This window comes from Mesorhizobium sp. M8A.F.Ca.ET.021.01.1.1, from assembly GCF_003998025.1.
Taxonomy (GTDB): Bacteria; Pseudomonadota; Alphaproteobacteria; order Rhizobiales; family Rhizobiaceae; genus Mesorhizobium.
The window spans coordinates 1-1416 of sequence record NZ_RZSJ01000916.1; the positions used below are offsets into that span (position 1 = coordinate 1).

The window sequence follows — 1416 nt, forward strand, 5'->3', positions numbered from 1 at the left end:
GCATCTATGGGCCGGCGCGCCCTGCTTCTTCGCCGGACTGCATGTCTGTGCCGCATCGCCTTCGAGTTTCACGGTCGAATATTCGCTCGGCGCCAACCCGATGATCCACGATCTGGTCGATGAGACTGTCGAAGCGAAGGACGGTATGATAGCGATCCCGGAAAAGCCCGGATTGGGATTCACCATTTCGGAGCGATTCCTGGAGGCGCACGCGCAACGCAATTGACGATGAAAGAAAACAACCTTCTCGCGGAACTCGCCGCCTATCTGTTCTCCCACTCGGACAAGGAGAGCGGCCGCACGCCTTCCGAACGCGAGTTGGCTGAGCATTTTGGCGTCAGCCGCGGCCAGATCCGCGAAGCGCTTGCCATCCTCGAAGCCATGCGCATCGTCGAGCGCCGCGCCAAATCAGGCATCTACATCGACACCAAACAGGCGAGCGTGGAGGCGCTGGCGCTGTTCGCACGCGCCGGCCTGCCGCTCGATCCCCTGCAGATTTATGAAACGGTCGAGTTGCGCAAGATCCATGAGATCAAGGCCGCTGAGCTTGCCTGCTCGCGCGCCACCGAGGAAAATTTCGAACGGCTGCGCGAAATCCTGAAGGCCTCCGAGGAGCGCATCGCCGCTGGCGAAGGCTTGGCCAAGGAGGACCGCGAATTCCACCTCGAAATCGTGCGCGCCACCAAGAACAGCGTCTTCCACAACATCTGCAGCGTCTACTATCTGATGGGCGAGCAGCGCCTGCCGATCTACTTCAACGATCCCGAACGCAGCGTGCGCTCGCATGCCGAGCACGTGCAGATCTACGAGGCGCTGCTGCGCCGCGACGGCAATCTCGCCCAGGCGCTGATGAGCGCCCATCTGCAAGGCGCCGAAAGCTACTGGAAGGGCCTGATCGAGGGCGGCATGGCGGCTTCGCCCGCAGGCGCGGCGCTCGAAAAGGCCTGACCGTGACCCAGACCGTGCCAAAGATCCTGTCGACCCATCCGCTGCACCCGCGCGCCTCGGCCAAGCTCGCCGGCGCCGGTCAGCTGGTGATCGCTTCGGCGCTGGACGCCGGCACATTGGCCAGGGAGGCCAAGGATGCCGACATCGTCATCGTGCGGGCGCCGCTGCCGCCGGCGCTGTTCGAGGGCGCCTGGAAGCTGAGGGCCGCAATTCGCCATGGCGCGGGGCTCGACATGATCCCGATGGAAGCAGCCGCGGCAGCCGGCGTGCTGGTGGCTAACGTGCCGGCGGTCAATGCCCGCTCGGTCGCCGAACATGTCATGTTCACCGCGCTTGCGCTGCTGCGGCAATTCCGCAGGGTCGACCGCGACCTGCGCGCCAAGGGCTGGCTTGCCGGCCGCGAGCATGCCAACTCCAACATCGAACTCGCCGGCAAGACCATCGGCATCGTCGGCCTCGGCGCAGTCG

The 1416-nt window shown here is 64.7% G+C and carries 3 protein-coding genes; all 3 read left to right on the forward strand.

The window, feature by feature from the left end; all coding sequences use genetic code 11:
- Window positions 1-226: enolase C-terminal domain-like protein (locus EOA36_RS35405; protein WP_281040112.1), on the forward strand; the 226-nt coding region annotated here is incomplete at its 5' end.
- 2 nt (window positions 227-228) lie between these two features.
- Window positions 229-948 (forward strand): FadR/GntR family transcriptional regulator, encoded by a 720-nt coding sequence (locus EOA36_RS35410; RefSeq protein WP_127281234.1) that lies wholly within the window; start codon window positions 229-231, stop codon window positions 946-948.
- 2 nt (window positions 949-950) lie between these two features.
- Window positions 951-1416, forward strand: a 466-nt coding sequence (locus EOA36_RS35415) for an NAD(P)-dependent oxidoreductase (protein ID WP_281040113.1), incomplete at its 3' end; no start/stop codon positions are given.

What these genes read in the sequence shown, in the direction of transcription:
- EOA36_RS35410 (WP_127281234.1), top strand. Translation starts at nt 229, where the DNA reads ATGAAAGAAAACAACCTTCTCGCGGAACTCGCCGCCTATCTGTTCTCC.